At 69.2% G+C, this 26,408-nt stretch carries 25 protein-coding genes; 10 read left to right on the top strand and 15 right to left on the bottom strand.

Going from position 1 to position 26,408, the window contains the following annotated elements; genetic code table 11:
• Positions 1 to 72: 72 nt before the first annotated feature.
• Positions 73 to 660, bottom strand: coding sequence for an Imm21 family immunity protein (locus ACFY8O_RS16885; RefSeq protein WP_387902914.1), 588 nt, complete (start codon positions 658 to 660; stop codon positions 73 to 75).
• Between the two features lie 404 nt (positions 661 to 1,064).
• Here ACFY8O_RS16885 and ACFY8O_RS16880 point away from each other — a divergent pair, with 404 nt between their 5' ends.
• From ACFY8O_RS16880 to ACFY8O_RS16870, 3 genes are all read left to right on the top strand, one after another.
• A complete protein-coding gene (locus tag ACFY8O_RS16880) occupies positions 1,065 to 1,457 on the top strand; it encodes a hypothetical protein (RefSeq protein ID WP_387902912.1) in 393 nt (130 codons plus the stop codon).
• A gap of 271 nt (positions 1,458 to 1,728) precedes the next feature.
• Entirely contained in the window at positions 1,729 to 2,430 is a 702-nt protein-coding gene (locus tag ACFY8O_RS16875) for a YciI family protein (RefSeq protein ID WP_387902910.1), read from the top strand.
• A 17-nt stretch (positions 2,431 to 2,447) separates the two neighbouring features.
• A complete protein-coding gene (locus tag ACFY8O_RS16870) occupies positions 2,448 to 3,656 on the top strand; it encodes an RNA polymerase sigma factor (RefSeq protein ID WP_387903706.1) in 1,209 nt (402 codons plus the stop codon).
• Between the two features lie 398 nt (positions 3,657 to 4,054).
• On the opposite strand, the gene ACFY8O_RS16865 is transcribed toward ACFY8O_RS16870, so the two are convergent.
• The 4 genes from ACFY8O_RS16865 to ACFY8O_RS16850 all read right to left on the bottom strand — a co-directional run bounded on the left by ACFY8O_RS16865 (position 4,055) and on the right by ACFY8O_RS16850 (position 7,556).
• Entirely contained in the window at positions 4,055 to 4,801 is a 747-nt protein-coding gene (locus ACFY8O_RS16865; protein WP_387902907.1) for a VWA domain-containing protein, read from the bottom strand.
• A 288-nt stretch (positions 4,802 to 5,089) separates the two neighbouring features.
• A complete protein-coding gene (locus tag ACFY8O_RS16860) occupies positions 5,090 to 5,617 on the bottom strand; it encodes a DUF3618 domain-containing protein (RefSeq protein WP_387902905.1) in 528 nt (175 codons plus the stop codon).
• Complete coding sequence (locus ACFY8O_RS16855) at positions 5,614 to 6,027, bottom strand: phage holin family protein (RefSeq protein WP_145807599.1); 414 nt, start codon at positions 6,025 to 6,027, stop codon at positions 5,614 to 5,616. Before ACFY8O_RS16855 ends, ACFY8O_RS16860 begins: the two co-directional genes overlap by 4 nt.
• A 575-nt stretch (positions 6,028 to 6,602) precedes the next feature.
• Positions 6,603 to 7,556, bottom strand: a complete 954-nt coding sequence (locus tag ACFY8O_RS16850; RefSeq protein ID WP_387902901.1) for a helix-turn-helix transcriptional regulator — start codon at positions 7,554 to 7,556, stop codon at positions 6,603 to 6,605.
• 309 nt (positions 7,557 to 7,865) lie between these two features.
• On the opposite strand from ACFY8O_RS16850, the gene ACFY8O_RS16845 reads away from it, so the two are divergent.
• A complete protein-coding gene (locus tag ACFY8O_RS16845; protein ID WP_387902899.1) occupies positions 7,866 to 8,201 on the top strand; it encodes an STAS domain-containing protein in 336 nt (111 codons plus the stop codon).
• Between the two features lie 244 nt (positions 8,202 to 8,445).
• Here ACFY8O_RS16845 and ACFY8O_RS16840 read toward each other — a convergent pair whose 3' ends face one another.
• Positions 8,446 to 8,853, bottom strand: coding sequence for an ATP-binding protein (locus ACFY8O_RS16840; RefSeq protein WP_387902896.1), 408 nt, complete (start codon positions 8,851 to 8,853; stop codon positions 8,446 to 8,448).
• Between the two features lie 1,274 nt (positions 8,854 to 10,127).
• Positions 10,128 to 11,273, bottom strand: coding sequence for an SMI1/KNR4 family protein (locus ACFY8O_RS16835; protein WP_387902893.1), 1,146 nt, complete (start codon positions 11,271 to 11,273; stop codon positions 10,128 to 10,130).
• A gap of 626 nt (positions 11,274 to 11,899) precedes the next feature.
• Between ACFY8O_RS16835 and ACFY8O_RS16830 the strand changes: the two genes are divergently transcribed.
• Together ACFY8O_RS16830 and ACFY8O_RS16825 are read left to right on the top strand one after the other, a co-directional pair.
• Entirely contained in the window at positions 11,900 to 13,162 is a 1,263-nt protein-coding gene (locus ACFY8O_RS16830) for a DUF6357 family protein (protein WP_387902890.1), read from the top strand.
• 1,102 nt (positions 13,163 to 14,264) lie between these two features.
• Entirely contained in the window at positions 14,265 to 14,591 is a 327-nt protein-coding gene (locus ACFY8O_RS16825) for a MerR family transcriptional regulator (protein WP_145807254.1), read from the top strand.
• Between the two features lie 410 nt (positions 14,592 to 15,001).
• On the opposite strand, the gene ACFY8O_RS16820 is transcribed toward ACFY8O_RS16825, so the two are convergent.
• Positions 15,002 to 15,322: a hypothetical protein gene (locus ACFY8O_RS16820; protein WP_387902887.1), complete on the bottom strand. Its 321-nt coding sequence runs from the start codon at positions 15,320 to 15,322 to the stop codon at positions 15,002 to 15,004.
• 203 nt (positions 15,323 to 15,525) lie between these two features.
• On the opposite strand from ACFY8O_RS16820, the gene ACFY8O_RS16815 reads away from it, so the two are divergent.
• A complete protein-coding gene (locus ACFY8O_RS16815) occupies positions 15,526 to 16,053 on the top strand; it encodes a hypothetical protein (protein WP_387902885.1) in 528 nt (175 codons plus the stop codon).
• Positions 16,054 to 16,483: 430 nt separating this feature from the next.
• Here ACFY8O_RS16815 and ACFY8O_RS16810 read toward each other — a convergent pair whose 3' ends face one another.
• The 5 genes from ACFY8O_RS16810 to ACFY8O_RS16790 form a co-directional block, all read right to left on the bottom strand.
• The gene (locus tag ACFY8O_RS16810; protein WP_387902882.1) at positions 16,484 to 17,698 is read right to left on the bottom strand and encodes an MFS transporter; all 1,215 of its coding nucleotides are present in this window, start codon (positions 17,696 to 17,698) and stop codon (positions 16,484 to 16,486) included.
• 543 nt (positions 17,699 to 18,241) lie between these two features.
• The gene (locus tag ACFY8O_RS16805) at positions 18,242 to 18,649 is read right to left on the bottom strand and encodes a MarR family winged helix-turn-helix transcriptional regulator (protein WP_387902879.1); all 408 of its coding nucleotides are present in this window, start codon (positions 18,647 to 18,649) and stop codon (positions 18,242 to 18,244) included.
• Positions 18,650 to 18,893: 244 nt separating this feature from the next.
• The gene (locus ACFY8O_RS16800; protein WP_387902877.1) at positions 18,894 to 19,592 is read right to left on the bottom strand and encodes a mycothiol-dependent nitroreductase Rv2466c family protein; all 699 of its coding nucleotides are present in this window, start codon (positions 19,590 to 19,592) and stop codon (positions 18,894 to 18,896) included.
• A gap of 61 nt (positions 19,593 to 19,653) precedes the next feature.
• Entirely contained in the window at positions 19,654 to 20,421 is a 768-nt protein-coding gene (locus tag ACFY8O_RS16795; protein WP_387902874.1) for an ABC transporter permease, read from the bottom strand.
• Between the two features lie 2 nt (positions 20,422 to 20,423).
• Positions 20,424 to 21,413, bottom strand: coding sequence for an ATP-binding cassette domain-containing protein (locus ACFY8O_RS16790; RefSeq protein ID WP_387902872.1), 990 nt, complete (start codon positions 21,411 to 21,413; stop codon positions 20,424 to 20,426).
• A 378-nt stretch (positions 21,414 to 21,791) separates the two neighbouring features.
• On the opposite strand from ACFY8O_RS16790, the gene ACFY8O_RS16785 reads away from it, so the two are divergent.
• Positions 21,792 to 22,145: a hypothetical protein gene (locus ACFY8O_RS16785; protein WP_387902870.1), complete on the top strand. Its 354-nt coding sequence runs from the start codon at positions 21,792 to 21,794 to the stop codon at positions 22,143 to 22,145.
• A gap of 29 nt (positions 22,146 to 22,174) precedes the next feature.
• Here the strand turns inward: ACFY8O_RS16785 and ACFY8O_RS16780 are convergent, their stop codons facing one another.
• Both ACFY8O_RS16780 and ACFY8O_RS16775 read right to left on the bottom strand, forming a co-directional pair.
• Complete coding sequence (locus ACFY8O_RS16780; RefSeq protein WP_387903704.1) at positions 22,175 to 22,501, bottom strand: SDR family oxidoreductase; 327 nt, start codon at positions 22,499 to 22,501, stop codon at positions 22,175 to 22,177.
• 97 nt (positions 22,502 to 22,598) lie between these two features.
• On the bottom strand, positions 22,599 to 23,462 hold the full coding sequence (locus ACFY8O_RS16775; protein WP_387902867.1) for a DUF1963 domain-containing protein: 864 nt from the start codon (positions 23,460 to 23,462) through the stop codon (positions 22,599 to 22,601).
• A gap of 540 nt (positions 23,463 to 24,002) precedes the next feature.
• On the opposite strand from ACFY8O_RS16775, the gene ACFY8O_RS16770 reads away from it, so the two are divergent.
• Together ACFY8O_RS16770 and ACFY8O_RS16765 are read left to right on the top strand one after the other, a co-directional pair.
• On the top strand, positions 24,003 to 24,524 hold the full coding sequence (locus ACFY8O_RS16770; protein WP_387902865.1) for a GNAT family N-acetyltransferase: 522 nt from the start codon (positions 24,003 to 24,005) through the stop codon (positions 24,522 to 24,524).
• Between the two features lie 461 nt (positions 24,525 to 24,985).
• Complete coding sequence (locus tag ACFY8O_RS16765) at positions 24,986 to 25,975, top strand: DUF389 domain-containing protein (RefSeq protein ID WP_387902863.1); 990 nt, start codon at positions 24,986 to 24,988, stop codon at positions 25,973 to 25,975.
• Positions 25,976 to 26,408: the final 433 nt, after the last annotated feature.

Genomic DNA, 26,408 nt, shown 5'->3' with positions numbered 1-26,408 from the left:
CGACGCGCATGCCTGTGCCATCCTGCACGCGACGTGTGTATGCGCCGAACTCCGTCCTCCGCCCCGCCCCTTTCACGACTCGACGGGGAGAAGCTGTACGAGGCCGACCCAGCTGTCCTCGTCCGCCTTGGTGTGGGTGGCGCGCACCGCCCAGCGGCCGGCGGGCAGCGGCACCGGCGCCTGGGCGGGCAAACCGCCGCGGGGATGCTCGACCGTCAGATCGATGCCCGCTTCAGCAGAGTCCATGAGCGTGGCCGGGCCGTCGGACACCCATGTGCCGCAGTCCTCCCACTGCGTCTCTGCGTCCGCCAGTACAGCGCAGGCCGCAGCCTTCAGGCCGGCTTCGGAGTCAGCTGCGAGCCACCTCAGGAAGACTCGGTGTTCGGGCAGGAAACAGCTGGTGGCAGGCTCGTCGGCCAGCACGAGTGCCTGCGCACCCTCGTCTCCGACGGCTATGACGCCGGCCAGATCATCCACCGCGCAGGCCCGGTCGTAGTCGTCCGGAGCGGTGCCGTCTCCCGCAACGACCCCGGTCTCCGCACTCCCACTCCACGCGGCCAACGCCGAGACGGGAACGACGATCAGAGGCCCGCCCATCGACTCCACCCACACGGGAGAGGTCGAAGGTGCGTCGGCGGCGGTGGACGAGGAGATGGTCATGCCGCCAGTGTGCCCGCCACCACTGACAGCACGATCGCCGATACCGGCGAGACGGTGGCTACGCCACGCCTCCGAGCCGTCGAGCGTGGCTGTGCACCACCGTTGTAGCCTCCTGCGTGTTCGATGTCGGGCAGGGGGGCGGGCGATGGACGTCGTGCGTGTCAGGGAATCGCTGGTGCAGCGGTGAGTCACCGTTTGCTGTTCAAGCCCGACGCCGAGCACATGCGTCAGGGGGCGAAGCACTGGACCTTCGTCGCGACCGGCACACCGTTTCGGGAAGAACTCCCGATACGCACGGACGCCGTGTGGGTGGAGGCGTGTCTGAACGCCTGGCTTCCGGCGCTGGCCGAGTCCGGCCTCGCGGTCCCTGATCGACGACTCCGCGCCGGACGGGGGAACGGACCGTGATCGAGCTTCCCGAGGGGTCCTGGTGGGACTGGGACGTCGTCGCCTGGAACCCCGGGCAACTGCGTCTGGGCGCCGGACATGACCTCTCGTATGCCCATGGTCTCGAACTGGTCTTCAGCGATCCGGCTTTCGTCACGTGCCCAGCAGCCTTCCAGGATCCGGTGTTCCGCGAGCCGACGGCCGACGAGGTCCGGTTCGTCGCCCGGCAGGTCGGGGAGACCCCGCCCGTGCTGGTCGCCTTCGAAGCCGATGCGGGCGGGCGGCACCTCGCCTCCGGTCTCGTGGCGGCGGGTCGGCTCGACATCGTCCGGGGAACCGTCTTCCGATACTGGCGCGCAGAACTCGCAGGAGGGGAACACCTGGCGCCATGGGTGAGACCTCCGGCATGACCGGCCTCAGGTCGAGCAACTGCTGCACCGACGACCTCTTGCCCACTGCGGGGAGGCGGGGCGACCGGCGAGCATCCCGTCGAGGACCGGGCGACTCCGCCGCACCACCCGCCCCCGGGCACAAGCCATGCGGCATCTCCGGCGAAAAGCCGCTGATCGGACACCGCCGGGACGACCGGACGGAGAATTCTTCGACGGAACCTTCGTCGCTCTGTCGGATCACGCGATCGCCCTTCGTCGTCCTGGAGAAACGCTCGAAAGGAGAACGGTCATGAAGTACGTACTGTTCGTCGCCACCGACCCCGCCGGGGAACCGACCGACGAGAACCCGGGGGCATGGGCCGAGAAGTGGAGTGAACGCGGCGTCCGTGTGGAGGGGATGGCGCTCACGCCCGTTGCCGAGACCAGGACCGTGCGCGTCCGCGCGGACCGTGTGCTGGTCACCGACGGCCCCTTCGCCGAGACGGCCGAATGGATCGCCGGGTACGACCTCCTGGAGGCCGCCGACCTCGACGAAGCGATCGAGGTCGCCGCCTCACACCCGATGGCCACCGCCGGACGCATCGAAATCCGTCCGGTCGAACCGGTCGCCCTCGGACCCGGTACAGGGAGCGTCCCGCACGAGGGCGACGTGCCCGCCTCCCGCTTCCTGGGCATCTTCCGGACGGATCCGAGCGCGCCGGCGCACACCCCTGGTCCCGCAGCAGTGGCCGCATGGGTCCGCGACGGTCTCGCCTCCGGCCAGTACCTCGGGGGTGAGCGCCTGCGGCCCGTGGAGGACGCCACGCTCGTACGCCACCGGGGAGGAGAACTGCTGATCAGCGCCGGTGGGTACACCGACGTGCCGGAGTGGGTATCCGGGATCGCGTTCATCGACGGCGCATGGGAGGAAGCGATCGACTACCTCTCCCGCTGCCCCATGGCGCGGTCAGGTATCGCCGAGCTGCGCGAGTTCCGGACGGACTTCTCGTGAGGACCGGGCCGGCAGAGGTGCGGGCGGTGCTCGCCGAGACGTACCGCGTCGAGTGGGGCGTCGTCTTCGGCACGATCGTGCGCCTGACCGGCGACTGGGAGTTGGCCGAGGACTGTGCACAGGAGGCGTTCGCCCGCGCCCTGCCGGCCTGGGAGCGGGACGGCGTACCGACCCGACCGGGGGCATGGCTGGTGACCACCGCGAGGCACCGCGCGCTGGACGTGTTGCGCCGCCGGACGACGGAGCGCGGCAAATTGGCAGAGGTCGCCGCGATCGAGGCAGGCCGCGAACCGGAGCCCCCTGGAGACGAGAGGCTGCGGCTGGTGTTCACGTGCTGCCACCCGGCGCTCCCCCTCGAATCCAGGGTCGCGCTCACCCTGCGCGCGGTCGCCGGACTCACCACGCGCGAGATCGCCCGCGCCTTCCTGGTCGGTGAGGACACCGTCTCGCAGCGGATCCTGCGTGCGAAACGCAAGATCGCGGCAGCCGGCATCCCCTACCGGGTGCCGCCGCGCGGCGCACGCGCCGAACGGCTGGACGGGGTTCTCGCCGTCATCTACCTCGTCTTCACCGAGGGATACACACCCAGCGACGGCAGCACCGTCCGCGACCCCCTCGCCGAAGAGGCCATCCGCCTCGCCCGGCTCGTGGCCACCGAGGCACCGGACGAGCCGGAAGCACGAGGGCTGCTCGCGCTGCTTCTGCTCCAGCATTCGAGGCGCGCCGCCCGGATCGACACGCACGGCGAGCTGGTCACGCTCGAACGCCAGAGCCGGACGCAATGGGACCAGGGACTGATCGACGAGGGCGTGGCCCTCGCCCAGGAGGTGGCGACCGAGGAGGGGCCCTACGCGCTCCAGGCGGCAATCGCGGCACAGCACGCCCTGGCCCCTGTCGCCGCCGCGACCGACTGGGGGACGATCGTGGCACTGTACGACCGCCTCCTCGCCCTGCGTACCAACCCCGTCGTGGCGCTCAACCGCGCGGTCGCGGTCGGGATGCGCGACGGCCCGCAGGCACAACTGGACGCCGTCCACTCCCTCTGCACAGCCGAGCAGTTGGCGGGGAACCACGCGCTGTCCGCCGTTTGCGCGGACGCGCTGCGCCGCCTCGGCCGTACCCGCGAGGCGGCGCATGCGTACCGGGAGGCGGAGGCGACCGCACCGAACGGGGCGGTCGCCCGCGAGTACCGGCGGCGGGCCGCTGAGCTGGAGCTGCAGGGCTGATCCGGGTGGCCGCTGTCAGCGGGCCCCGGCCACTGTGGGACATGCTCTCCCGCTGTCCCCGCACTGTCACCAGCCGGTCGGTGACCTCGGAATCCAGGGGCGGGTCGGCTGCGGCAGCGTGGCCCAGTTCCTCCTGCCTCGCTGTCGGAACGTTCCGTCAGCCGGGGCTACGAACGAGGAGGACGGACGAGGGCCACACCTGTGCCGAAGCGGTGGCAGGCCAGCGGCTTCAGGGGCTCAGGCGTAGGCGTGTGTCGTGCCCCCGTGTGCCGCCTCAGCCCCGAGACGGGCCGCCGGGGCACTACTCTGCCGGTTCCGTCCGCCCCCGACCGTGGTCGCGCGCGGAGCGGTGCCGACCGAGGGCCCCCGTGCGGCAGGCCCGAACTCCCTCAAGGACCTCACCGCAGGATGCGTGCGGTGCGTGCGGCGGCCAGCCACCGGGGGAACTCCCGCAGGAGCTGGTCGTAGAGGATGCCGTCGTCGGTGGTTCGCGGGGTGCGGCCGGCGTGGAAGAACCCGGCGTTGTCGACGATCCGGCGGCGCGGGACAGCGAGGGTGTCCAGTTTGCGCAGGAACGTGAACTCGTTGTCGTCGGGGTCCCCGAAGCCGATGAACTGCCAGAACAGGGGGAGATGAGCCGCTTTGCAGAGGAAGCGCTCTGCGGCGAGCCTGCTGGTGGGTCCGCCGTCGGTCTGGAAGACGACCAGAGCGGGCACGTCACTGCCGGAAGCGATGTAGTGGTCGATGACCTCGTCCATCGCCCAGTGGTAGTTCGTGCGGCCCATGTGGCCGAGATCTTCATGGAGTTCGTTGATCCGGCCCCGGTGTCGGCCGAGCGTCAGATCGGCGGAACCGTCGACGTCGGTGGAGAAGAGCACGACCGGGACGACGCCGTCGTCGTCGAGATGCGCGGACAGGGAAAGTACCTGCTCGGCCAGATGCTGGACGGTGCCGTCTTGATAGTACGGGCGCATGGATCCGGAACGATCCAGTACGAGGTGGACCGCTGCCCGCACGCCGTCCAACCCGTGGGCGTGGACGCTGCTTCCTGCCGTCTTGTACAGACTCACCAGGTCAGGGGCTTGCTCTCTGAGCTTGGACAGACTGATGGCGGGGGAGCGGCGGCTGCTGTTCGACTCGATCACCTCTCCATGGTGACCCCCTGTCGATCACCTCTCCATGGTGGCCCCTGACGAGAGGTCCGTCGCCACTCAGCCCGGTCCCGCACGGTGCCCGGCCGCGCGTGGACGTCTGCCCCCCAGGACCGCCGGCACGGCCGAGCACGGCCATCGAACCGGACGGTCCTGGGGCGGGGGGACGGGGGCGGTGCGGTCACGTTCGAGCATTCCGGCCTGCTGGGACGTGGCTCCGCGATCGGTCGCGGACCGCGCTCCGGCCGGGCCGGCCGACTGTCAGGCGGGCCGGGGTGCCCTTCAGCGGTTACGTGCGTGGCGTATCAGAAGGAAGGCGATCAGCAGTGCGCTGCCCGCCAGGAGGGGGGTGCGGTTGGCGCGTGCGGTCGTCGCGGCCTGGCCCGCCTTTTCGAGCAGGGGGTCGGGTGTCTTGTCCGCTACGTACTGTCCCGCTCGGGCCGCGCCCGCGCGCACCTGCGCAGCGGCCTGCGTCGTCTTCTCCAGCACGGCGTCCGGGGTCTTGTCCTGCACCAGTTGTGCGGCCTGCTCCGTCTTCTCGCGGATCTGCCCACTGGCCGACGCAGCCTTGCCTGCCGCCTGTTCCTTCACCGTGGCCGCCTTCTCGGTCGCCTGTTCCTTCATCGCGGTGGTCTTCTCCGTGGCCTGTTCCTTCGCTGAGGCGGCCTTCTCCTTCGCCCGCGCCTTGATGTCGGCCTTGGCGGCCAGTGCCTCCACGGTCTTGCCGAGTTCGTCGCGCGTCTGCTCGACTTGCTCGCGCAGTTCCTCGGGGGTGGGTGTACCGATCTTGTCGTGCGGTTCGTCGTTCATCGGTGTGCCTTCTCCTTGATCTCAGCCAGATCGGCCTTGACGCTGTCGACGGTCTGTTCGGGGGCGGGCGAGCCGGCCCGGGTGATCTGCTTCTTCCCGGTAAGGGCGGAGACTGTCGCCACCGCCGCCAGCACCGCCGTGACGATGAGGGCGGCTGCCCACACGGGGAGGGCCAGCGAGAGTGCGGCGATGCAGGCCGCCACCAAGGTCTGGGCCGCCAGGATGGCGACGAAGCCCGCCGCGCCGAAAAGGCCGCCGCCCTTTCCGTAGCGCTTGCCCTTCTGCGCCATCTCCGAACGTGCCAACTGCATTTCCTCGCGGACCAGCTCCGAGATCTGCTGCGAGGCGCGCGACACCAGCGCGCCCACGTCTTCGCTGTCGGCGCGCGACTGTTCCCTTGGCGTGCTCATGGTGAGGTCACCTTGCCTTCCTCCGGTGGTCCCCATCGTGAAGGGCCGACTCCTCGGTGGAGGTCGGCCACAGCACGGGATCCCTTTCCGTGTGTGTGCCGTCGTCGCCCGGCTACCCGGCAATCGCGTCCCCATCCATCCCGCGGACGGGTGCAGCGCCGACGCGAGCCCCGTGTCACGCCCACGGACGTCCCGCTGCCTCTGGCTCTGCTCCCCTTCGGGTCCGGTCAGCGCTCTGGTCCGGGCCCTTCAGGGACAGAGGGGGGTCGCCGGAACGTCGCGGCGCTGCCGACGTGTGTCCTCTTCGTGTTCGGTGTGCGACCCAGGGGCGGGTATCGGCGTGGAGGAAGCCACTGACCCCTGGTTCGTCTTCCTGTGCTCGCGCCGAAGCGTTGTCCGGCTGTCCAGAAGGCACCTTCCGGGCCGTTGACGCAGGAGCCGTTCGCCGTCGAGGTCCGTAAGGGAAGGGGTGAGCTGACCCGAGCCCGACGTGTACACGCACGAATCCGTCCGCGATCAACGGCCCCCGTGCCAGGGGCTCAGCACCGTAGCGGCCAGGAGTGGACCTTCGTCCCCTAGCCGCGTGTGCGAAGGGTTGTGGCAGGCGTCGTGCCGTACAACTGGCGATAGGCGGCTGCGAAGCGTCCGACATGGGCAAAGCCCCAACGGGCGGCGATCTGCGTCACGCTGGACGTGGAGGGATCGGCGGTCTTCAGCTCGTGGTGCGCACGGGTGAGGCGCACGTGGCGCAGGTAGCCGAGCGGGCTCGTGTCAGTGTGGCGGTTGAAGGCGTACTGCACCGCGCGTGGGGTGACGAACGCGGCAGCGGCGATGTCGGACAGGCCGATGGCGCGGTGGGCGTTCTCTTCGATGAAGGTTCGTGCCCGGTGCAAGGTGTCGGTGTGCGCGTCACGGCTGTCGATGCGGTGGAGTTCCTCCTGCTGCGTGGTGCTCGGGAAGGCCGCCAGGGCGACAGCGGCCAGGTGCTGGGTGGCCGTGGCGACGACCAGAGGGTCCGGGGCTGGGGGTCCTGTCAGGACCTGGTCGCGGAGGAAGGCTATGGTGCTGCCCAGGCGACGGTTGGCGCCCCCGTCGAGTGCGCGCTGACCGGTGAGCCGGACGGGCCCTGGGGCAGCATGAGAGCCGACGGCTGCCGCCGTGCCGAGCACCGTCGGGTCGAACATGGTGATGGTGTAGCGCGCCGAGTGCAGCGCGCCTGTGTAGGGACGGTCGGGAGGGGCGATGAGGAAGGTTTCCCCTGGGCCGTAGACGTCGGAGCGGCCATCGGTGGTGTCGACCATGGTGCCGCTGTGCACAGTGATCAGGCAGACCAAGCCCAGAGGATTCGCGGTGTAGGACATCGTGTAGCCGAAAGCGAGACGGTCGACGATGAGGCCTTCGGCAGCGTTGCGAACAATGCGCGTGTGCGTGTCGTTGGGCTGACCGCCGATACGCATCGGCGTATAGGCCCGCGACAAGAACTCCTCCGTCGCCTCCAGGCTACTGCTGTCGAAACGCTCCGTCTGCATCCTTACCTCTCCATGCGCGCTCCGGCGCGGCAGTCCTGCCACATCGTACGACGACCCATTTCGCGGACGTGCTCATGGACGTCGTGGAAGCACTGAACCTGGTGGTCAGCGCTCCGCCGAGCTTGGTCCGGCGCAGGGGCGGGCGCTCCGGAAAGGTCAGAAAACGAAGCACCGTAGCCCCTGCCGCGAAATACAGGCTGTGAAGTGCGGACATCAGGGTGTGCAGGTAGAGGAGGAGGGCATTCGTCGCGTCGAGCGGCCTACCGCAGCAGGCCGACCGTGTCGTCTACACATCGAGAGAGGTCTGCAGTGCTCACAGCTCACTCAGGCCGGCGCAACCGTGGGGAGGCCGAGCTCACGGCGTATCAGGACCTGCGCAACGACCAATGGGTGCTGAAAGCGCACGGAGCGTTCGACGCCGCCACCACCAGCCTCCTGGAACAGGCCCTTGACCAGGCGTGCCAGGCGCAGGCTTCCCGCATCGTGATCGATTGTTCCGCCGTCACCTTTGCGGACATCGCCTTCTTGCGTGCGCTGCTCGGCACAGACACCGACGGCACGCGCGTCGTCCTGGCCGCACCGTCCTTGGCCGTGTGCCGTCTGCTCGACGCCACGGAGAACTCCGGCCGCTTCGGCGTCGCGTGAACCTCTCTCGCCCGACCTCATGGAGTGTCTCCCGTGCAGGCCTCATGCCCGCTGGCCGATGGCCGCGCAGTATTCCGGTATGTATGCACCGAATCCCGGAGTATGGATTCCCCGTCACGATTTCCTCGGGGCCGCCACGGCCGCTGGTGCGCCGTGGTTCGTCAGCGTGAGATCCGTCCACGAGGGGGGCGACCGGTCGAATTCGATGACCGGTCGGCCTCGTATTCAGCTGCGCGAAGCCACCTCATACGAGATGCACAACAGCCTCGATGCATTTTCCGGAAGCAGTCGATGTCACGGACAGGCTTTTCGTCAGACGGTTGACCATGGGCCACCCGTAACCGCCCACGGTGTACTGGTCCGGAGGCTGCCGTCGATTCACAGGAAAGTCGGGGCTTCCGTCCGCGACCGCCAGCAAGAGTTCGTCACCTTGGATGCGCGCGGAGAACCCCGTGAGACCTCCGCCGTGCCGGAACGCGTTTGTCACCAGTTCGGAGGTCACCAACAGGGCATCGGCCCACACGATGTCGTCTCGAGTTCCCTCACTGCCGGGAACCAACTGTGCGTGGAGCAGTGCGTCGACATGCTCGCGGGCAGCAGCTGGACTCGTCGGGAGGCCGACAACGAGAACCTTTGCAAGCTCTTCGCTCACGCTGCCATCACCGCCTATCTGCTGCAACGTCTCTTGTCGTCCCCATCTGCCCGCCAATCCGGGGCTTACACAGATCGGCAGCCGGTCCGGGAACACGACCCCTGTGCAACTGGTGCGGCAGAGGGGACGGCGATGCCGATGTTTCCCCGGGATCGGCCGCGTCGGAGCGGTCCTCCCGCTCTGTTTTCCGGCCTTCGCCCGTCCCTCGCCCTGTGCGCGCATGCCTCGTGCGCGCGCGGCAGCAGCTTCGGTGCGCGCCGGGCAGCACGTCGCGGTGGGTGGCGGGACACAGCGGGTGACGCCGGTGAGGACCTCTCTGCTCATGGAGGTCCGGCCACTCGACCCAGGCTGCGCGCACGGCAGGTTCAGGAGAGTCGAGCCCCCGCTGACGCGCTCCCCACGCGTGCCGGCGGACGTGCGGATTGTACGAGTGCGGTGGTCGTCGGTGACCGCAGAAGGGGCTTTGAATTCCATGGCGTCAGCAGGCGAGGGTTCTGCTGTATTTCTTCGGAAGGAAATGCGCGATGCGCATATTTGCGCTGGATCACTCCCGTGCGATGTTCCTTCTTACTTCGACGCGCGCGCCTGGGCCGATCGCGCCGGACCATGTCGCCTTCTTTGGTGTCTCGACGCTCATCTGTGACCCAGCCGGGCTCGCGGCGGACTCCTCTTTCAGTGCTCGTTCCGGTTGGGGCGTGAGAAAACAGGTCACTGAGATTTCCGTTTGCTGCGCAGCGTGAGATAAGCCTGGGCGATTGACGTCCGGGGGCCCGCGTTCTGTCGCGGCCTGTGGAAGATCCGCCAGGACGTCAGCTCGCTACGCCGATTCGGAGTATGTGGATGGGTACGAGCCTGACGCGGGGGGCGACCAGGTACGTCTGGTTCAGCGGGCCCGGCGCCTGGTCGGCGAGCGGATCGACGACCTCGTGGGGGACAGGCGTCCGCACCAGACTCGCTGATTCCGTACGGGCTGCGATCTTCGGCCGGATGGTGTGCTCGCGCAGGTTCGCCGTGCCCCCAGCGCGCGCTGGGACGAACGGAACGTCCACGGTGGCTTCCCCACGAATGACGATCAGCAGGTGGTGAGTTACGTACGAGCGCGGCAGGACGAAGGATCAACGAGTCCTCCGAAGCATGTGAGTGCAGCGTCCGGCCTCCGCTCAACAGGCCGGAGGCCTCGCTCGTCGCGCTTGATGATCCCTCACTGTGACCGGGCGCTTCAGCTGGCGCCGGCCGCCGCATGAAGCGCCCACGCGGAACCGGCGCCCCTGGGATCAGTCCTGATCTGGAGAGTACTGAGCTGCGTACCAACTGGAGTCGATGGCGGGATTGCGCAAGGCCCCCCAGAATCGATCGTCAGGTATCGGTGGCAGTGGGGAACTGCCCAGGTCCGCATGCAGATCCGCACGCCAGTCGAGAGTGAAGTGGCTGCGCAACTCTGCACTCTCGCACACGGATCTGTAGGGGGATCCCCAGATCCCGAGCGCAATCTTCTCCGCGGCCCACCTGCGCGCGCTGTCCCGGCCGGCATCGGCCTGCGCGAGCACCGCGCGGAGTCTCAGAGCGAGCGGGTCTGTCGCGTCCGGCCGTGGTGGGGCAACACCGCGCTCCCACGCGTCCAGGGCTGTCTCGACCTCCGGATAGGTGCTCAGGCCCGATTCGACAGCCAGTCTGCGCAGCTGCTTCCGAGCGGCCTCCACCACCTGCTCATACGGCAGGATCGCGATCAGGGCACCGAGTTCCTCATGCCCGTCCAGATGGCTCACGTGGAGGGGGTCGGTGGGGCTGGGGGACAGGTCCAGCTCCGGCAGCCGTTCATCCGGGGCGGGGAGGGGTTCGTCAGCACCGTACTCCGGCCAGGCAGGCAGAGGCCCCTCCCAGAACAGCCGGCCGTTGAACGTGACGACACCAGCCTCCGCGCCGCGCTCGAGCCTGTCGGCCAGTTCGGCCAGATATGCACCCAGCGAGTCGGCCTCCCCGAAACGGGTGCCGGTCTCGTCGAAGAACCGTCCTATCGCACCGAAGGAGTCCCGCCCCGTACGGCAATCCATGAGGAGACCGTCCGACGTCACGTCGTAAGAACCGAACTTCACGTAGCCGCGGAGCCAGTAGTCCTCGGCCTCCCCGTCGAGGTCTTGGGCGATGCCGCGCATGAACCCGGTATCCGCGAGGATCCCGCTCACGCCGAGCAGGCGGTCGCCGGAGCTGAACCGGAAAGCCTCAGGCCCTTCCAGCGCCCCGTTGTGCCAGGAGAGTGAAGCGACCAGGTCGGGAGGAAAAGGGACCCCCAGTTCCTCTTGCGCTTCCGCGATCTCCTCGTGGCCCGCAGGCGGCCGAAGCGTGGCGAACGTGCGGGGAGCGTGCTCGCGTAGCCACGCGTCGATACGAGTCCATGAGGCCTGGACCAGGTCTACCGTCATAGGGCGACCCTAGTGGCCGCCACTGACAACAACTTGATCGTCACTCACCGCCCCTGCCCGCCATGGCGAGTTCAGGCTGCACCGTCCGCGTACGCCCATCTCCCGCTCGCAGTGTTGCCGGGGCAGGGCGGAACCGACGAACCGACTGGGCCCTCCGGCCACACGCCGCCGGATGCGTGATCGAGGCACCCTGCTGCTCGACGGAACTCGAGCCTCTCGGGGCGAACTTCTTCGGCACGCCGCGCAGCGTCCTGGGCGGTGCCCCGCTTCGCAGGACGGCAGCCGCGCGGCGTGGAACGATCGAGAGAGCAAGGCGCTTCCGAGGGCGCCTCCCGCCATGGTCACCCGCCACTACGGCGCGGTGTCCCCGTAGCGCCTGCCGCCTCAGGAGGGCAGCCGGCTCCCGCGCGGCGACCGTCCGCCGACGGCTACGACAGCCGGGCTCCGGCGGGTGCCACCTCGACGTCAACGGCCGTACGGCGACCGTCTCGAGCGCAGACAGGCAAGGTGCCCCCGCGACGGCCTCGTCTTCGGAGGCCTCCAGCACCCCCCTCGCGGTGCGTCGCGGGGTGCCTCACGCGTGGGGCAGTGATCGCCATTCTCCTCGGATGGGAAAGACTGAGTCCATGAGAGACATCGTTTTCACCCGCCGGAGCGGCTGGATCCCGAACGTGATCCGTGAGGACGGTGCGCTGAAGCTGATGCTCGGTGCCGGGGCGGTCGCATCTCATGCGCCCCGCACGTTCACGTTCCCGATCAACGAAGATCATTTTGCGGTGATCCGAGAGGACCTGGCGCGACACCTGCTGCTGTGGAGTGCGGTCCTCCCGCTGTGCGACGACGCCGGCACCCGGGGCGGTCTCGACGAGAGGGCTGCCGTCGCGCTGCTGGACCCGATCCTGCTCTCCGCGCCTGCGGACGTCGATTCCCTGTTCCAGGGCATTCGGTGGGACAGGGGCCGGCTCATCACCCACGGAGCGGACATCGCTCTGCTCGAGCGCGGTCAGGTCTGCGCGGCGATGCGCGCTGCGACGGAGACGCCGGACGGGACTCGGGCGCAGGAGTACTTCGCCGACCGCCGTCGCGCCGAGCGAGGAGCCGTGCTCGGTCCACTCGACGCAGCGATCCTGCGGTACACGGGCCAGTACCTGCACGGTGCGACCGTTCCCCGGCGCATACCCGATGCCGTCGATCGCGCGCTGCTGCCCGAGGTCATGCGGGTGATCGCCACCGCCGAGCAGGCGTGCGCCGGGATGCGGATCGGCCGCGACCCGCGACGAGGTAAGCGTGCCACGGACAAGCGTGATTGGGACGGGATGGCGGCGGCGGTGGACGCGGCCGTGCGCGAGGCGCACCCCCAGCTCGTCGATGACGCGATCCGTACCGTGAGCTTTCTGATGTGTTCAGAGGCTGCGGACCGCTCCAGGAACACACCCATGGAGGATGACGAGGAGACTGCCGGCGACGGTGCCGACCTCGGCGAGGGCGCGAGGAAGACGATCCTGTCGTTCACCGACGACAAAGGGGTCGAGAAGAAGTGGCGCCTCGACCATCCCCGTACTGCCGGCGTGGAGTTCTGGGAATTCGTCGGCGACCGCTCGGCCGGGGACAACGAGGTGTTCACCATCGAGGACGAGGAGAGGGGCGAAGGGATCCAGCTCCACTTCTACGCGGACTCCATCGCCCGGATCACGACGGCGCGGGAGGGGGAAGGTGGCGCAGATCCCGAGTACTACGTCGAGTACAGCCTGGTCGACGGGATCAGCGGGTACCGCAAGCTGGTGAGCGCCTTCGTCCGGGGCGGCTGCGCAGCACTCGACGAGCACGGCTCCTGGATGTCGGATGCCGCTGAACTCGAGCGCGCGCGTAGGCGGCGCGCCGCGCAGTAGCCGGAGGGGAGCGGGGCGGTGGTGCCGGGCACGCTGAGCGCCGCGCCGGTGCTCCTGGGCGCGGTGCTGGGCCGCGACGGCCACCACCTCGTGATCGGCAAGCGGCTCGACATCATCGAGGCCTGTCATCGCCTGGTGCGCCCGCCTGGCGCGGCGGAACTGCCGCAAGGGCATGGAGGTCCCCGTCGGTGCGCGCGGCCACGCGCTGAGCCCGGTGGCGTGGGGGACAGCCCTACCTCGAGCAGGCTGCCGTGCGCGCCGCCGTAAAAAATGCCCGACTGGAAGTACGACACCACCCTTGTCCTGACCAGTCCGTTCGTAGCTTCCGGCGTGCCTCGTGAGCCGTGCCCGCAGCAGCCCCGGACGCCAGGAGGTCAGGACCCGTAGTCACAGCAAGGCGGGACGCGGGGTCCTCGGTGCGACGGGTGCTCGATTCGCGCAGGGTGGATGTGGCCCCGGCCCGTCTGCGGACTCAGTGGAGTGACTCCTGGCCGTGAGCCCAGTTGGCTGATCCCAAGACGAGTCGGCCGTGGATCCGGGGCGCGCCCCGGAGGGACTACCTTGCTGCCGCGCATCTGAAAATCTATGTCGGTCAAGGTAGACATTGGGTCGTGATCTGGTTATGGTTTCTCTCGTAGCCAGAAGGACAGCAGGGCCGGGCAGGGACGAACTGCCCGGCAGAAGTGTCAGCAAGTGCAGTACGCAGAGCGGTGCGGTGGTGGAGTCTCGAAGCCAGGGTTTTTGCAGGTCGGCGACGGGTCTGACGACCGCACCGGGTGGCCCGCAGTGATCAGGGGCCGCCATCGGCAGTACGCAGTACCGACAGTTCAGTAAGTGACACAGAGGATGAACGGAGGGGCAAGACGCCATCAGGATCGCCCGGACGGTAGTGATGAGTCCGGGTACCGCAGGACATCGATAGTGAGGTGGTCTCCGGTCAAGCAACCGCGATCCCCGCGAACCCGACACCCTTCAGGTCGGACATGCGGAAACAACAGGCCGGCGCAGGAGCAGGGCCGGCGGATGGTGTAGCAGTTCCTTCTGGGCCCCGGTGCAATATGGCACCGGGGCCCCTCCACGCGTTCCCGTAGAAGAGGTGCAAATGACAGCAGATGATTCGTTCGGCCGTCTCGATGACGACGACTATCCCGCCTACACCATGGGCAGGGCAGCCGCCATGCTCAACACCACCCAAGGCTTCCTCCGCGCGATCGGCGAAGCCCGACTCATCACCCCTCTCCGCTCGGAGGGCGGCCATCGCCGCTACTCCCGCTACCAGCTCCGGATCGCCGCTCGCGCCCGGGAACTCGTAGATCAGGGCACTCCTATCGACGCGGCCTGCAGGATCATCATTCTTGAGGACCAGCTTGAGGAAGCCCGGCGCATCAATGCCGAATACCGGAGCGCCAGCGAAGCAGCGCAGCCATGAGCCCGGCTGGGCGACCGTCCAGCGAGTAGCCCAACTGTGGCGCTCGATCAAAGGTGTTGTGACTACGCACTGGAGCTGTCTCCAGCCGGCTGGGCCTTTGAGTTGTCAGGCGGGGCGGTCAGGCCTCAGGTGCCCGCTCGTTCTCATCTACGCGTCGGCGCCTACCAGCTGGACAGCCTTGCAGCGCAGGCGGTCGCGTCGAACGTGAAAACGCGCCTCGTAGCAGGGCGAGTGGATCGGGCAGGGGGCGCTGCACCGGTCCTCGCTGTCCGCCGTGTGGGGCCGTCGAGCGCTGTCTTGTGCCAGGAATGGAAGTGCGGCGCCACCGAAGCGGACGCTCAGCAGCTCCGGCGACACGAGGTGACGCGGCGGCAGCGTACCCGGGCCATGACAGGTGTAGCTCCGCCCGCTCACAGCCCGGCGATGTCTTCGGCTCTCTTCCGTATGGAGTCGAGTGCCCCCGCCACGGCGTCGTGCCTCCTGTCGCGCGCTGCCCGGTCCGCCGGCACCAGCTGGGCGGCGGCCTGTACGGCGTACGCGTCCGGGTCGCCGAAGGCGGTTCGCGGGTGCTCTCCCGTATCCGCGCAGTGAGTCGTGACGTTCTTGACCGCTTGGAGCACCACCGCCCGGTCCACGCCCGGCTGCATGGCCAGCCGTACCTGGAATCGTGCCATCCACTTTTCGCGGTCCTTGTCCCTCGCCGCGTCCGCCGTGTGGTCCTTCTTCGCCACGTGCCCTCCTGATTCATCGGTAGCAGCTGGTCACCGAAGAGGACGCCAGGGCATGGACTTGGGTTGCGCCAGGGAGAATCTGATGATGCCTCGACGTCGGTGTCGCCCGCGCGGATAAGCTCGCCCGAATCGGTGCGTGGTCGCACAAGGCCACCGACAGGCGTGGCGTGTCTGCGACGGGGAGCGGGAGCTTGAGTGGTGAGGTGTATCGAGTTCGACCAGTTCACGACCTGAGCACATGGACACTCGACCAGCTGCAGACGTTCGTATCCGGTGCCCGCGGCCCGCAACTTGAGACGGCACGCGTCGCCGCCCAGGGACAGGCGTACAACGCCTGCCATCCCCAGGAAGCCCGTCGTCAGTGGGCGAAGCTGTCCCTGCTCGCGAACCGACGCATGCTCGCCCACGCCGGGGGCGAACCAGTGCGGGTGCTCCAGCAGGATTTCACGCTCCGGATGTGGGTGATCGACGGTCTGGGCCCCGACGACACGGATCCGGACTGGAGTCCCGAGGCGCTGGCCTCCGACACGCTTGACGCACTGATCCTCACGCCCTCACGGGCCGCTGGTCTCGCCCAGGACTGGAACGACCTTCCCGTCGAGCAGATCCGCACGCTGCGGCGCCACAAGAACCTGACGGCCCATCTGGAGAGCCTGGTCAGCTATCTGCCACCCGGCCCCGTCCGTGAGCAACTCGTCACGTGGACCGCGACCCGACCGCTACTGCCGTGACCAGAACCTCAATGATCCGGCTGTCTCAACTGCGTACCGCAAGGGGAGGGTCAGGATGGGCTTGTGGCAGAGTGCCGATCGTTGGAACCGCCTCCGCATGTTCGAGATCCTTCCCGAGGTCGGTCTCCGGCTCCCTGCCGGTGCCGACACCCCCCGTTTCGGCATGGACGAGCGCACCCCCGATGGGCCGTCGCCACCATTGCGGAGGTTCGCGACGGGTGGGTCTGTGGCGTCCGCTGGGCCTTCAACGCGCGCTACCGGGGCCTGACGCTCGACGCTGCCCCCGACACTCCGGCTCAGCAGCGACGGTCTCTATCTGACCGCCGTGTCGGTCCACGCGGAACCCGTACCTTCTGAGAGCTGATCAACACGGCGAGACGGATCGACGAGTCCGCGCACGTCCGGTGCGCGGGAGGGCGCGCGGAAGCCCTCATCGCTCCGCTGCGGCCTGCTCCGTTCCCGTGTGGAGGGGCGTACCCGAGGTGGAGGACGGTTCGGAGTGGGACCCTCGGTCCAGGCGGCTGCTGACCAAGGCGAGGCCCAAGCCTGCCAGGGCCAGGACTGCACCGGCCAGGGTGGGTGAGGCCCAGCCCCAGCCCGCCGAAATGACCAGGCCACCCAGCCAGGCACCGCCGGCGTTGGCCAGATTGAACGCCGAATGGTTCGAGGCCGCTGCCATGGTGGGCGCGTTCTTCGCCTTGGCCATGAGCAGCATCTGCACGGGCGTGGTGATGAGCGCCCCCATCGCGCCGATGAAGGTGACCGTGAGCAGAGCGGGCACCGTGCTGTGCACGGTGAAGTAGAACAGCACCAGTGCCGCCGCGAGGAGAGCGAGGCCGCCGTAGAGGGTCGGCCGCAGAGCGCGGTCGGTGAGTGGTCCAGCGATCAGTGTGCCGGCCGTCATACCGACGCCGTACAGCGCGAGGACCAGGGTGGTGGAGGAGTCCGAGAGACCCGTCAGGTGCGTCAGCATCGGCACCAAGTAGCTGTAGACGGCGAAGAACCCTCCGAATCCGACCACGGCCGTGGCCAGGCCGAGGAAGACCTGCTTGTTACCCATCGCCCGCAGCTCCTGTCGGATTCCGGACTGCTCACCGCGCGGCTGATCAGGGACGGAAGCAGCGAGAGCGGCAAGGGCTATGAGCCCGATGACGGCGACGGCGTAGTAGGCGGACCGCCACCCCAGGTGCTGGCCCAGAGCGGTGCCGGCGGGTACGCCAACGATGTTGGCGACGGTGAGTCCGAGGAACATCTTCGACACGGCCCGCGCCGCCCGCTCGGGAGCGACCAGCCGGGACGCGACGACGGCGCCCACGCCGAACAGCGCTCCGTGCGGCAGACCCGCTACGAAGCGGGCGGCGAAGAGTGTTCCGAAGTCGGGGGCGAGCGCCGACGCGGTGTTCCCCACGATGAACAGCCCTGACAGAAGCAGCAACAGCCGCTTGTGCGGTATTCGCGCACCGATGCCGGTGAGCACGGGGGCGCCGACGACGACGCCGAGTGCGTACGCGGAGACCAGGTTGCCCGCGTGAGGCACGGACACGCCGACCCCGTCAGCGATCTGGGGCAGGAGCCCCATGGTGGTGAACTCGGTCGTGCCGATGCCGAACGCAACGACAGCCAGGGCCAGCAGAGCCAGCGGCATGGTGAAGAAAGTCCTTCCGGAGGGGGAGAGGGGGAGAAGACGACGACATTGTCCCAGCTCACAGCGCCTGCCGGTGAACGTGGTGCTGCGGGGGCCCTGAGTCTTCGGCCAGGGGAAGCGCGGGTGGGTCCGGTCGGTGAGCCGGGGCAGCATGGCGGTGTGGATGTTCTCCTGTGCGGTGACGTGAAGTGTTTTTCCGACCCGGACTCGATGGGTCGCTGCCGGACGCACGTATCCCGGATGCCTCGGCCCAGGACTGGCAGACAGTCCCGGACCTGTCGCGTAGAAGGGCCGGAGGTGCCAGTACTCCGAGAAGGAGTCGGTGCTTCCGGTGCGTGGGGCGGAGGCCGTGCCCTGTCCGTCCGGCGGATGCCGAGTGCCCTGACCCGCGGGTCAGGCCGGCTGCCGACGCAGCGGCGGTCTTCCGTTCCCCTGCTTGCCGAATGGTCGCGAGGGTGGAGACGAGATCTCGGCACGGCCTCCGGTTGCCGGTACGCGCCGAGTCCTGACAGGTGCGGCGCATCACTACGTACAGGGCTGTCGTCAGCGGGCAGGCAGCCAGGCCTCGTCGTCGGTGACGTGGGCCAGGACACGCTGCAGAAGGCTGCGCAAGGTGTCGGCCTCTCCTGGGGCGAGATCGCCGAGCAGCTCCGCCTCCACCCGCTCCAGCGGCCCGTCGATCCGGGTCAGCAGATAGCGCGCGGTGTCGGTGATCTCCAGTCGTCGCGAGCGGCTGTCCGCACCCGGTCGCCGACGTACGTGACCGGCTTCGACGAGTTCGTCGACCAGCTGATGCACCGACTGCCGGGCGATGCCCAGCTGACGGGCCAGTTCCGCCATGGTCAGCTCGGGTTCGAGCGAGAGCTGGGAGAGCAAACCGTACTGCCGCACCGTCAGGTCGTATGCGGCCAGCCGCTCGTCCACCCGACGTGCCGCTACGGTGCTCGCCACGGCTAACAGATAGGGGATGTGTGTCCTCAAGACGAGCCACCTCAACCGTCGGAGACCGTGATCTCCCGACCGTATGTCATGTGCGTCCGCCGGGTTCAGGAACAGGCGGGCGACCGGCCCGGGGGCATGGTGCGTCCCTCACCGCCCAGGCCCTCAACGTCTGCGGCGGCCTCGGAGACTACTGACCCCACAGGCCCGCAGCCTCCCGCGCACCCCGCCCGAAGCGCCGGCGGTACGGCTGCGCTCACTCCGGAACGACGTCTGGTCCGCCCACGTCCGGGTCCGGGTCGGCGGGTCTTCCCTTGAGCTCATGGAACCCGGCAGTACCGGCGACCAGGAGTGTCCCGTCCCACAGGCGCCCCGCCTCCTCCCCCCTCGGTACGCGGGAGATCACCGGCCCGAAGAAGACCGGCCGGTGACGGAGGGGCCGCGTCGGCTCCCCGACGGCGACCACCGGCGTCCCGGTCCCTGGGCCGAGGAGCCCTACGGCTCGCGCATGCGAGGCCCGCAGTTCCTCGTCGTAGGCGGTGGTGGTCCCGGCCGCCGCCAGCTGCTCCGGCAGGCTCGCGTCCGCCAGGGCAAGCGCCGGATCATTGATCCACTTCCTGCTGGTCCTGCCCAGGGCACCGTGGGAGCTGAGATCGGCCCACAGCGAGGCATGGAAGCGGGCCAGGGCCTCCTGCCCGTGGTGGCGCCGCACGGCGGTGGCGATCCGCACCGGGACCATCAGGTACCCCTCCGCGTCGCCTTCGGGATCTTCCTCCCGGCCCTCGTTCAGCACGGCCAGACTCATGAGGTGCCAGCGCAGTTCCAGCGGGCGGACCCGGGCCGCCTCCCGCAGCCAGCGGGCGGTCAGCCAGGTGTAGGGGCAGGCGGGGTCGAACCAGACGTCCACGGTGCGCGGCCGCAGACGGAAGGCGCCGGGAAAGGTTTCGGTTGTCACGGTCCGGTGCTCCTTCACGTACGGTCTCGGACGGCGGTGGGCCGGTACAGCGGACGGTGCGTCACACCGAGGCTCGGCGCATGCCACGGATGCCCGCGACGACCCCCACCGCCGCCACGGCCGCCGCCGCGAGGACCCCGTACACCACGCTCGCCTCCGCGAACCGGCCCTCGAACAGGGCGCGTTCGGCCTCGACCACATAGGTCGCGGGGTTGATCCGGCTCAGGACGAAGAGCCAGGTGGGCGCCGAGGCCTGGGTGATCGGCAGCAGGACACCGGAGAGCAGGAGCAGCGGGAAGAAGATCATCTGCTGCACCCCGTAGAACAGGGTCGGCTGCCTGCGGGAGTGGAGCGCAAGGGTGAAGGAGAGGGCGCCGATCCCCACCCCGAAGACGGTGAGCAGCGCCAGACCCGCGAGCGCGCCGAGCGGCCGGAGCCGGAAGTCGGTCGGCAGCAGCAGGGCGAGGATCAGCAGGGCCTGCGCCAGCAGGATCACGACCTCCTTCAGGGCCCGCCCCACGAGCATCGCGGTCCGGTTCAGCGGGGTGACGAGCATGCGCTCGAAGGCCCCCGAGGACATCTCGTTGAGCAGGGAGGCACCGGCCCCGGCGGTCGCGGACAGGGCCAGCAGGACGAGCATGCCCGGGACGAACCACTGCCAGGGGGAGCCCGTGCCCCCGCGCGAGGTGACCGTGTCCGAGAGCAGGGGTGCGAAGAGGGCGAGGAAGAGGAAGGGCAGCAGCATCGTGAAGAGGAGGCCGGCCGGCTGACGCAGCTCGGGACCCAGCTCGCGCGCGAACGTGGTGCGGGTATCGGTGAGTACCTTCATGGTCAGGCTCCGTCGTGCGTTACGGTCGGGACGTCGGCGTCGGCGCTTTCCCACAGGGTGCGGCCGGTCAAGTGGAGGAAGACGTCGTCCAGGGTCGGGCGGCTGAGCCGGGCCGTGAGGGCCCGCACCCCGGCCGCCTCCAGATGCCGCAGCAGAACCGGGAGCTGCGTGTCTCCCCGGGGGGTGCGCACCCGCACCTGCGTGCCCTCGGCACTGACCTCGTGAACGGCGGGCAGGGCGCGGGCGAGCGCGACGGCCCGCTCGGCGTCGGCACACCCGGCGGTCCCCAGGGTGATGCGGTCGCCGGCCAGGTCGGCCTTGAGCCTCTCGGCGGAACCGTCGGCGATCACCCGGCCGTGATCGACCACCATGACCCGTCCGGCCCACAGATCCGCCTCCTCGAGGTAGTGGGTGGTGAAGACGACCGTGGTGCCGAGCTCCTCGCGCAGCCGAAGCACGTGTTCCCAGATGTTGGCGCGGCTGTGCGGGTCGAGCCCGGTGGTGGGCTCGTCCAGGAAGAGCAGCTGCGGCTCGTGGACCAAAGCCATGGCGATGTCCAGACGTCGGCGCTGGCCGCCCGAGAGGGTCGCCACCGTCCGCTTCGCCAGGCCCTCCAGCTCGAGTGCGCCGAGCAGCCGCTGTGCCCGGGCGCGGGACTCCACGCGGCTCAGGCCGTACGCGCGGCCCTGGACGACCAGCTCGTCGCCGACCCGGAAGTTGCTGCCGGCGCTGTTGCCCTGACCGAGATAGCCGATGCGGTGACGGACGCCCGAGGGGTCGGCCAGCACGTCGTGACCGGCCACGACAGCGGTACCCGATGTCGGCCGGAGCAGGGTGGTCAGCATCCGCAGGCTGGTGGTCTTCCCGGCGCCGTTGGGGCCGAGGAGGGCGACCACGGAGCCGGCTTCGATGTCGAGATCCAGGCCGCGCACCGCCTCGACGGTCGCTCCCCTGGCGCGGAAGGTGCGGGTGAGCCCGCGGGTGTGGATCATGAGTTCTCCCGTACGGGGTTCATGGGGCGAGTGCGGGGACCATGGCCCGCGTCCGGACAGGCCGGCTCGAGCCCCCGGCAGGGCGAGAGGAAAGCCATGGGCTCCGGGCCCTTGACTTCTTCGAGCTTAGGAGCGTTAATGACGTCTTTGTCAGTCCCCCTGACGGACCCCGCGCTGCTCTCGCGCCGCCTCCGGCCGCTGCCCCGCCCGCCACCACCTCCCGTTCCCGCACCACCCCGGCCCCCATTACCTTTTTCGTGGCCCCGCAACGGAGCTGCCGGCCTCCGGGCCCGGATCACCGTCCGGCCATCCGGCATGACGCGGGACATGTCCTCGCTGACGTCGAGGCCTGCAGTCCGCCCGCACGCCGCAGGGAGGGTGCCGACCGCGACGCACGCCGTCCGGTGGAACTCGGCCCGCACCGACGACAATGAGGCCGTGCGCATCGATCGGACTGCCAAGGTGACGACCGTCAGGGCGGGCGTGGCCCTGGCAGCCGTCGTCGTCTCCCCGGTCCTTCTCGTGGCAGGGGCTCACCTGCGCAGCCGCTACCTCCGCTGGATCTACCGCGATGGCGCGCCGGCCCTGGTGGACAGGGAACACAGGCAAGTCAGCTTTCACTACTTCGCCGTGACCAGCACCGTCGTGGACTGGCTCTGCACGCCCTCTTCGGTACTGGCGTCGCGCGTCCGACGGCTCCGCTGCGCCCAAGGCCGAAGGTCAGAACATTGAACGACAAGCTCAGATCGTGTACCCGCCGCTCACCTCGATGACCTGGACGCCCCTCGGCGGCCTTCGTCGGCGGCCGGGAAGGCCACCATTGCGGCGAGGTCGGAGACTTCGCCGCAGCGCCCCGGGGCAGTGTCCGCCTCGATCGCTGCTGCCACGTCGGCGTTCTCACGAACTGCGGCGCTCATGCCGGTCCGCACCACCCGGGGGGCCACAGCGTGCACCGTGATCTCGCAGGAGCCACCTTGCACGGCGAGTGCGAGGACCTGAAGAAGTAGCGCGGCGGCGTACCGACAGGAGTCCGGTCCGGTGTGTGAATCAGAGCGACTCCTGCGCCACCGTTCCCCTACTGGAAGCAGGAAGCCTCCCGGCCCGGTCGTGATTACGGTGCGGAGGCCCTGCCCGCCCGTTGTGACCAGCCTTGGCCTGTCCTCCGGAGCAGCGCGTCGACCCCGGTCACGGGGCCTCGAAATGGGTCACGGTGAGCGTCTTGTCCCACCGGGCAGCGGTCAAGTCCTCGTGGCGGATCACGAATCTCGTGTAGTACTCCGTGTAGACCCGGCCTTCACTGGCGAGCGGTATCCATTCGCCCGCCAGTCGGAGCGCGTCCTCGTCCTGGAAGGAAAACCACTCTCCCTTCGCCAGGGTCTTCGCCGCGATCCTGCCGACCGTCGCCTCGTCATCGGCATACCCGCCGATGACGAGGTAGGCGCCGGAAGGCCAGAGGCGGTGGGCCAGCGAGCGAAGTTCGTCCAGGTGCGGCAGTTCACGCTCCAGGTACCGGGCCAGCTGCTGCTGGAAAGGTGACATGTCGTCCCACTCCAGATCCTCCCAGAATTCGTGCCAGTCCTCGTCGCCCTCCTCGAGCCAAAGGGGTAGTTCGGCTCCGAGCTCGGCGCGGACGTCGATCTGCTTGCGGACACACACGGAGTCGGGGGGTTCCGCTACTGCAGTCTCGGCGTCGTCCGGCACATACACGACTCGCGCGTACTGTCCCGGATCGCCCCGCCATTCCCGGAAGTCCATCTCCTGGTGGACGAAGAACAGCAGCGTCCCGTCCGCCGGGAGGTCGAAGCCGTCGACCCTCGGCAGCGCCCCACAGTCGACGGAAAGGAGCAACGGCAACGGAATGTCCCCGGCGTACGGCCACTTCATGCCCACCGGCAGCCGGGGCAACCCCCCGATGTGCCCGACCGGCGAGCCATCGCCACCCCCGGACAGTCCGATCGCCAAACGAAGGTACTGGCTGAATCTGCTGATCTCCTCGTCGGGGATGCCCAGCTCAAGCGCTGCCCGACGAAACCCTCCCTGATGATCCATGCCGGAGAAGATAGTCCGCGCGGACCGGCGTCCAGGTGGCTGTGGCGGAACCGCGAGATCGAGCGGAAGGCCGGCCCCGGTCGCGTCCAGGAACTGGAACCGACCCGATGCCAGCGGCGCACCTGCGCTCGACCGCCCGCGAGGAGCGCACCTCGGGGGTGCAGCCGCCACTCGACAGGCGCGGCTTCAGCCGCGTTTCGCAGGGCGGGCAGCGGTGCTTGTGGGTGGGTCGGGTAAGACCTGTCCCAGGTCCAGCACGTCGTCGACCAGGTCCGTGCCGAACCGGGCGAGGTGGTTCCGGGGCAGTCAGTCGTCCACGGCGGGACCGCGGCAGGACCTGGTGCGGGTCACCCGCCGTGATCGGCTTGTCCACCCACCGCACCGCCCTACGGCTGCTTGGCCACCGGCTCGACCGCGAACGGCCCGTCCCTGTGCACACCGCGCTTCTCCTGCGCCTACGGTCGCCGACCGAGGCGGGGCGCTGTCGCGTCGGATAATCCCCATGCGGGTGCATCGCACCGCGTGATACTCCTTCCTGACATGGACGATCTTGTGACAGCGCGGCTCGTGCTTCATCCGATGACCGTAAGCGAGGCGGAGCGAACGGCGGCGGGTGAGCCGTACAGCGGCGCCCGATGGGCGCCCGGATACCCCGCCGCCGGGGATGTGGCTGCCGCCAGACGCTTCCTGGGCACGTGTGCGAGCACCGGCGATTCCCAGCCCTTCGGCAACTACGAGATCCGGCGCCGGGAGGACGGCCGGACGATCGGCGGCCTGGGCTTCCACGGACCCGCGGACGCGCACGGCAGCGTCACGATCGGCTACGGCCTCGTCCCCTCGGCGCGAGGCGAGGGGTACGCCTCCGAAGCCCTCCGTGAACTGCTGTCGTTCGCGCGGGCACGCGGCGTCACCTGTGTGAAAGGGGACGCCGACCGGGACAACGTCGCCTCGCAGCACGTCATGACGGCCGCCGGCATGCAGCCGGCCGGACAAGACGAACGCCTCACGTACTTCGAGATCGCCTGGACCGACACGACCGCGAATACTGCCCCCCGCCCCTAGAGCTGTCCCGTAATCCCTGGCGGGCGCACGACGACAGCTACGGCACCTCGCCGCGTTGTCGGAACGCCCGAATACATCCAGTATGCGAACGCCCCTCCGCCTTGCGATGCACCGCAGCTGACGCCGCGCGCTGATCCACCAGCGATTACGGGACAGCCCTTGGCTTCCGGACCGTGCCTGTATCGGCGACCGGCTTGCGGTCCGCTCACCGGATCCCGCCGCCGGACCGCAGGTCATACGCGCGGTCAAGCGGAGGGGGCGCTGTGGCTACGGGCGTCCTGACCGGTAGCGAACGCAGTCGGTCGCGGCCTGTGTCCGACTGCCGGCTCATGTCGCCGAGCGTCCCGTGCGTGCCGTGACGCGTGGCGACATGGCCGGGCTGCTGACACAGCTCGAACGCGCGTCGTGTCCGGCCGTCCCGTACGGACGCCCGCCCGGATACTGGGCGCATGTGGGGCCACGTGCGTACCAAGATCCTTCCCGACCACCAGCGTCGCTCCTCGGACGACTTGTCGGAGGATCTGGACCTTTCGTCGGGGGACAGCAGGGCGAAGCAGTCGGCGTTTTGGACGATGCTCACGCTGTCCTCGGTCATCGCGGCCGGCGGGATCCTGACGGACTCCACCGCCACCGTCATCGGTGCCATGATCATCGCACCACTGTCGACCCCGATCATGGGCATCTCGCTGGCCGCCGTGCAGCGCCGCAGCAGCACGGCGGTCGCTTTCGTGGCACTCGGCTGCCTCCTGGTGGTCGTCGTCGGTGTGGCGGCCTCGATGGTCGTGCCCCGCACCTACGACCTGCTGTCGAACAGCCAGATCGCCGGCCGTACCTCGCCTGGGCTGCTCGACCTGATCGCCGCTCTGGCCACCGGCTTCGCCGGCGCGGTGGCTCTGGCCCGTAAGGACGTCGCCGCGGTGCTGCCCGGGGTGGCGATCGCGATCTCCCTGGTGCCACCCCTGGTGGTCACCGGTGTATGCGCCGGCCAGACGTCGTGGTGGCTCGCGCTGGGCGCCCTGGTGCTCTTCCTGTCCAACCTCTTCGCGTTGGTCTTCGCCGGCATGATCGTCTTCGCCGCCCTAGGGCTGCCCCGCGCCGCCCAACGGCACCACCGCTGGGTCCCGCGCCGCGCCTATCTCATGCTCAGCCTGCTGTTCGTGGCCGTTTTGCTGCCTCTGGGCGCCAACACGGTGGCCACGGTGCTGCTGGCCAACTGGACCTCGCAGACGAGGAGCAGCGCACAGAGGTGGCTGTCGCACACTCCCGGCGCGGCCGTCACCAGCGTCGACGCGCAGTCAAGGACCCTGTACGTCCATGTCCGCAGTCCGGGCGGACTTCCGCCGATCAGCGACCTGCTCAGGGATCTCGAAGGGCACGTACCGGACGGTCTCCCGATCGTGGTCGACGCCACACGAGGTGAACAGATCGTGGCCGGAAAGGTCGGAAGCTGAGGCATCCCCGGATGCTCATCAGTGAGGGCCGGGGGTTCGCCGTCAGCTGCGACGCGGATCCAGATCCCGAGTGGTTGGGTGAGGAAGACAAGAAGGCCCTTGCCGGCACGTGCGCGGAAACCCGGCCTGCCGCTGCGACGCGTCCTCCCGGGTCGCACTGGGGTTGCCTCGGCAGCAGCGGATGCCCAGGGTCAGGCGACCGGCTCGGAGCGCCGAGATGACGGACCCTGCGGATCACCGTAGACAGCCGCTGCGGTGATCCGCTCTCACGCAGGGACGGTCGTCCGGCGTGGCCCCGACCGGTGGGGCCGGCGGCCCCCGGCCCCCCCCCCGGGGCGGGGGGGGGGGGGGGGGTTTGGGGGGGGGGGGGGGGGGTGGCGCTCGCCCGGGAGTCACGGGCGTCTGCGGGGGGGGTCGCGCCCACCACACCAGA

This window comes from Streptomyces argenteolus, from assembly GCF_042902585.1.
Taxonomy (GTDB): domain Bacteria; phylum Actinomycetota; class Actinomycetes; order Streptomycetales; family Streptomycetaceae; genus Streptomyces; species Streptomyces argenteolus.
This window is presented reverse-complemented; position numbering and strand designations above follow the sequence as displayed.